The 4,952-nt window shown below is 65.0% G+C and carries 7 protein-coding genes; 2 read left to right on the top strand and 5 right to left on the bottom strand.

All coding sequences use genetic code 11. The features are described from left to right. The 5 genes from hisF to ABWP50_RS13165 all read right to left on the bottom strand — a co-directional run. Positions 1 to 530 (bottom strand): imidazole glycerol phosphate synthase subunit HisF (hisF, locus tag ABWP50_RS13185; RefSeq protein WP_353218447.1); only part of this gene is annotated, 530 nt, incomplete at its 3' end. Further along, positions 527 to 1,246 (bottom strand): 1-(5-phosphoribosyl)-5-[(5-phosphoribosylamino)methylideneamino]imidazole-4-carboxamide isomerase, encoded by a 720-nt coding sequence (gene hisA / locus ABWP50_RS13180; RefSeq protein WP_353218446.1) that lies wholly within the window; start codon positions 1,244 to 1,246, stop codon positions 527 to 529. The genes hisA and hisF, both read right to left, overlap by 4 nt. Further along, complete coding sequence (hisH, locus tag ABWP50_RS13175; RefSeq protein ID WP_353218445.1) at positions 1,243 to 1,851, bottom strand: imidazole glycerol phosphate synthase subunit HisH; 609 nt, start codon at positions 1,849 to 1,851, stop codon at positions 1,243 to 1,245. The genes hisA and hisH overlap by 4 nt, the downstream gene beginning before the upstream one ends. Then, positions 1,844 to 2,446, bottom strand: a complete 603-nt coding sequence (gene hisB, locus ABWP50_RS13170; protein WP_353218444.1) for an imidazoleglycerol-phosphate dehydratase HisB — start codon at positions 2,444 to 2,446, stop codon at positions 1,844 to 1,846. The genes hisH and hisB overlap by 8 nt, the downstream gene beginning before the upstream one ends. A 56-nt stretch (positions 2,447 to 2,502) precedes the next feature. Next, the gene (locus tag ABWP50_RS13165; protein ID WP_353218443.1) at positions 2,503 to 3,132 is read right to left on the bottom strand and encodes a 1-acyl-sn-glycerol-3-phosphate acyltransferase; all 630 of its coding nucleotides are present in this window, start codon (positions 3,130 to 3,132) and stop codon (positions 2,503 to 2,505) included. A gap of 112 nt (positions 3,133 to 3,244) precedes the next feature. On the opposite strand from ABWP50_RS13165, the gene hslV reads away from it, so the two are divergent. Together hslV and hslU are read left to right on the top strand one after the other, a co-directional pair. Further along, on the top strand, positions 3,245 to 3,805 hold the full coding sequence (gene hslV / locus ABWP50_RS13160) for an ATP-dependent protease subunit HslV (protein ID WP_353218442.1): 561 nt from the start codon (positions 3,245 to 3,247) through the stop codon (positions 3,803 to 3,805). 20 nt (positions 3,806 to 3,825) lie between these two features. Beyond that, positions 3,826 to 4,952 (top strand): ATP-dependent protease ATPase subunit HslU (gene hslU / locus ABWP50_RS13155; RefSeq protein ID WP_353218448.1); only part of this gene is annotated, 1,127 nt, incomplete at its 3' end.

The raw sequence follows: 4,952 nt of genomic DNA, 5'->3' as shown, positions 1-4,952 counted from the left end.
CGGTCCATCGAGGTGAGCAGGATTTCGCCGGCGCCGAGCCTTGCGGCCTCGATGGCATAGGCGACCGCATCGATGCCGGTGGCGGTTCGGCCGCCGTGGGTGAAAATCTCCCATTTGCCTGGGGAGACTTGCTTGGCGTCCACCGCCACCACCACGCATTGATCGCCAAAGCGCATGGCCAGTTCGCCGATCAGCGCCGGGCGCGCCACCGCGGCGCTGTTCACCGCCACCTTGTCCGCTCCGGCCAGCAGCAGCGCGCGGGCATCCGCCACACTGCGCACACCGCCGCCCACCGTAAGCGGCATGAAGCATTGATCGGCGGTGCGTTCGACCATGTCGATCAGCGTGCCGCGATTTTCATGGCTGGCGGTGATATCCAGAAAGCACAGCTCATCGGCGCCGGCCGCATCATAGGCGGCAGCGGCCTGCACCGGATCGCCGGCATCGCGCAACGCCACGAAATTGACGCCCTTGACGACGCGGCCGCCGGCCACATCGAGGCAAGGGATGATGCGAACTGCGAGTGTCACGCCGCCACCCGTATCGCTTCTGCAAGATCAAGCCGGCCATCATAAAGCGCGCGGCCAGTGATGACGCCTTCGATGCCGGGCTTGCCGATCAGGGCGTGAATGTCGCCGATATCCTTCACCCCGCCGGACGCAATAACGGGCAGAGATGTGGCCGCCGCCAGCGCCGCCGTGGCGTCGATATTGACGCCCTTCAGCATGCCATCGCGCCCAACATCGGTGAACAACACCGCCGCCACGCCGGCATCTTCAAAGCGGCGCGCCAGATCTGCCACCGGCAGGGTGGAAATATCGGCCCAGCCGCGCGTGGCGACCATGCCGTCCCGCGCGTCCACCGCCACCACGATGCGCCCGGCATGATCAGCCGCCAGCCCGCGCACCAGATCGGGATTTTCCAGCGCGGCCGTGCCCATCACCACCCGCCACACGCCCGCTGCCAACCAGCCCTCGACATGCGCTGCGGTGCGGATGCCGCCGCCCACTTGCACGAAACCGCCGCCAAAGCCGGAAAGCGCGGCTGTCACGCCAGCAGCATTGCGGCTGTCGCCAGCAAAAGCCCCGTCCAGATCGACGACATGCAGATGCGTTGCGCCGGCGCTGCGAAACAGCGCGGCCTGTGCCGCTGGATCATCGGCATAGACCGTGGCGCGGTTCATGTCGCCTTCGGCCAGGCGCACGCATTGGCCGCCCTTCAGATCGATGGCCGGGAAAATAATCATGATATCAGCCAATTGCGCAAGAATGTCTGGCCATAGGCCTGGGATTTTTCCGGGTGAAATTGCACGCCGGTGATGTGCCCGCGCCGCACAATGGCGGCAAAGCGCCCGCCATGATCGGATACCGCCTGCACATCGGCAGCATCGCTGGGCGCAAAGGCATAGCTGTGCACGAAATAGGCATCGCCCGATGGCACGGCCGCGCCGTTCACGGAATCCACCCGGTTCCAGCCCATATGCGGGATTTTCAGCGAAGCATCGCCCGGCTGCAGACGGCTGACGATACCGGGCAACCAGCCCAGCCCGGCGTGAATGCCGTGCTCATGGCCTTCGCTGGCCAGCAATTGCATGCCCACACAAATGCCCAGGAACGGCACGCCGCGCGCGTTCACTGCTTCGTTCAGCGCCGCTTCGATGCCGGTGCGCTCCCGCAGCTGCTGGATGCACTGCGCAAATGCGCCCACGCCGGGCAGCACGATGCGCGCGGCGCCGGCAATCACGGCTGGATCATCGGTAACGACAACATGGGCGCCGGCGCGCTCCAGCGCCCGCTGCGCCGAACGCAGATTGCCCGCGCCGTAATCGACGACTGCAACCAGATCAGACACCGCCCAAACTGCCCTTCGTGGACGGAATCGCATCGCTCTTGCGCGGATCGATCGCAACCGCCGCCCGCAGCGCGCGCGCCAGCCCCTTGAAGCAGCTTTCGGCGATATGGTGATTGTTGACGCCATACAGCGTTTCGATGTGCAGGGTGATGCCAGCGCCGCCGGCAAACGCCGCGAAAAATTCCTTGAACATCTCGGTATCCAGCGTGCCCAGCTTGGGCTGGCTGAACGCGGTGCGCCACACCAGATAGGGCCGCCCGGAAATATCCAGCGCCACCCGGGTGAGGGTTTCGTCCATCGGGATCAGCGCGTCGCCATAACGCGTGATGCCGCGCCTTGTCCCAAGCGCCTTGGCCACCGCTTCGCCAATCGCGATGGCCGTGTCTTCGGTGGTGTGGTGGCCATCGATGTGCAGATCGCCCACGGTCTTCACCGTCAGATCGATCAGGCTGTGCCGCGAAAGCTGCTCCAGCATATGATCCAGAAAGCCGATGCCCGTAGACACGTCATAATTGCCGCTGCCATCAAGATTGACGGTCACGGCAACATCGGTTTCCTTGGTGGCCCGGTGGATGGTGGCGATGCGCTGTTCCATGCCGCGGCGGGTAAGCTATTGCCGCCGTTACGGCAAGGCGTCGGCTCAGTCGGGCGCTATTTGCCGGTCATCACGAAATCGGCGGCGTTCTTGCCAACCGCATCGGCATAAAAGCCCTGGATGATCGCCAGATCGGCGGCATAATCGCCGCTGGGCCATAGCGTTGCCGGCATGCGCACGGTTTTGGTGGCATAATCCATCACTGCAAAGCTGATCGGCACGCCGGCGCCCACCGCGATGTGATAAAAACCCGATTTCCACTTGTCCACCGCGGCGCGCGTGCCTTCGGGCGGCACCACCAGAAACAGGCTGTCCGCCTGCGCAAAGGCGGCGCGCATGGCGGTCACCACATCGTTGGATTGGCTGCGATCAATGGGGATGCACCCCGTCCACCGCACCAGCCAGCCGAACGGGCCTTGCGTCAGGCTTTTCTTGCCCATGTACCGCAGCCGCACCCGCCACGCACCCGCCGCTGCCAGCATCCAGATGCCATCCCAATTTGATGTGTGCGGCGCCGCCGTCACCACCATCTTGGCATCGGCAGGCCAGCTGCCGGCCACTTTCCAGCCGCCCAGCCACAGCGCCAGCCGCCCGGCCAGATGCCACACCGCCAGCCCCAGCCCACCCGGCGGCGCCGGAACGGCGCGGCTGAGATCATGGAGGATAAGCGTACCGGGTGTTGCCATGAACGTCTCTAGCAGCCGGCCTGCGACATCGCCAATCCTGCCAATATGGCGCGGGCTCTTTCAACCCGCCGCGCGCGTCCTACATTGTTCCTGTGCAACAATGGACACCCCGATGAGCGAACTCCCCCAATTTCACGGCACCACCATCGTTTCGGTGCGCAAGGCCGGCCAGGTGGTGATTGCCGGCGACGGCCAGGTCACGCTGGGCCAGACCGTGATGAAGCCCAATGCCAAGAAAGTCCGCCGCCTTGGCCCCAAGGGTGACGTGATCGGCGGCTTTGCCGGTGCCACCGCCGATGCCTTCACCCTGTTCGAACGGCTGGAAGCCAAGCTGGAGCGTCACCCCGGCCAATTGCTGCGCGCCGCCGTTGAACTGGCCAAGGATTGGCGCAGCGATCGCTATCTGCGCCGGCTGGAGGCGATGATGATCGTCGCCGATGCCCAGATCACGCTGGTCATCACCGGCAATGGCGACGTGCTGGAGCCGGTGGGCGGCATCGCCGCCATCGGATCGGGCGGCAATTTCGCGCTGGCGGCGGCGCGGGCACTGGCGGACAGCGATCATGATGCGCTGGCCATCGCCCGCCGCGCCATGAAGATCGCCGCCGATCTGTGCGTCTACACCAACGAGGAATTGACCGTGGAAACCATTGCGGACGGCACCGAAAAGTGAGCGACATGCCAATCGACGCCCTGAATGCCCAACTGACGCCGCGCGCCATCGTCGCGGCGCTCGATCGCCATATCATCGGCCAGGATGATGCAAAGCGCGCCGTTGCGGTCGCCCTGCGCAACCGCTGGCGGCGCCAGCAATTGCCGGACGATCTGCGCGACGAAGTGGTGCCCAAGAATATCCTGATGATCGGTCCCACCGGCTGCGGCAAGACCGAGATCAGCCGCCGCCTCGCCAAGCTGGCCGGCGCGCCATTCATCAAGATCGAAGCCACCAAATTCACCGAAGTCGGCTACGTCGGCCGCGATGTGGACAGCATCATCCGCGATCTCGTCGAGGAATCCATCCGCCTGGTCCGCGAAGCCCGGCGCAGCGCCGTGAAGGACAAGGCGCAGGATGCCGCCATGGCCCGGCTATTGGATGCGCTGGTCGGCAAGGATGCCAGCGAAGCCACGCGCCAGGCCTTCCGCCAACGCTTCGAAGCCGGCGATCTCAAGGGCCGCGAAGTGGAGATCGAAGTGGCGGAAACCGCGCCCAATTTCGAAATGCCCGGCATGCAGCCCGGCCAGGTCGGCATGATCAACCTGTCCGACATGATGGCCAAGGCGATGGGCGGCCGCACCAAACGCCGCAAGATGAAGGTGGAAGCGGCCTGGGACGCGCTGCTGGCCGAGGAATCGGACAAGCGTCTGGATGACGACGATATCCAGCGCGAAGCGGTGCGCAACGCCGAAGCCAACGGCATCGTGTTCCTGGATGAAATCGACAAGATCGCCGTATCCGATGTGCGCGGCGGCAGCGTCAGCCGCGAAGGCGTGCAGCGCGATCTGCTGCCCTTGATCGAAGGCACCACCGTCTCCACCAAATATGGCCCGGTGAAAACCGATCACGTGCTGTTCATCGCATCCGGCGCGTTCCACGTCGCCAAACCGTCCGATCTGCTGCCCGAATTGCAAGGCCGCCTGCCCATCCGCGTCGAGCTGAAAGGCCTCACCCAGGCCGATTTCCGCCGCATCCTCTCCGACACCGAAGCCAGTTTGATCCGCCAATACGCCGCCCTGCTCGCCACCGAAGGCGTCACCCTCGCCGTATCCGAAGACGGCATCGACGCCATCGCCCGCATCGCCGCCGAAGTGAACGACACCGT

It is taken from the genome of Sandarakinorhabdus sp. (assembly GCF_040398645.1).
Taxonomy (GTDB): Bacteria; Pseudomonadota; Alphaproteobacteria; order Sphingomonadales; family Sphingomonadaceae; genus Sandarakinorhabdus.
This window is presented reverse-complemented; position numbering and strand designations above follow the sequence as displayed.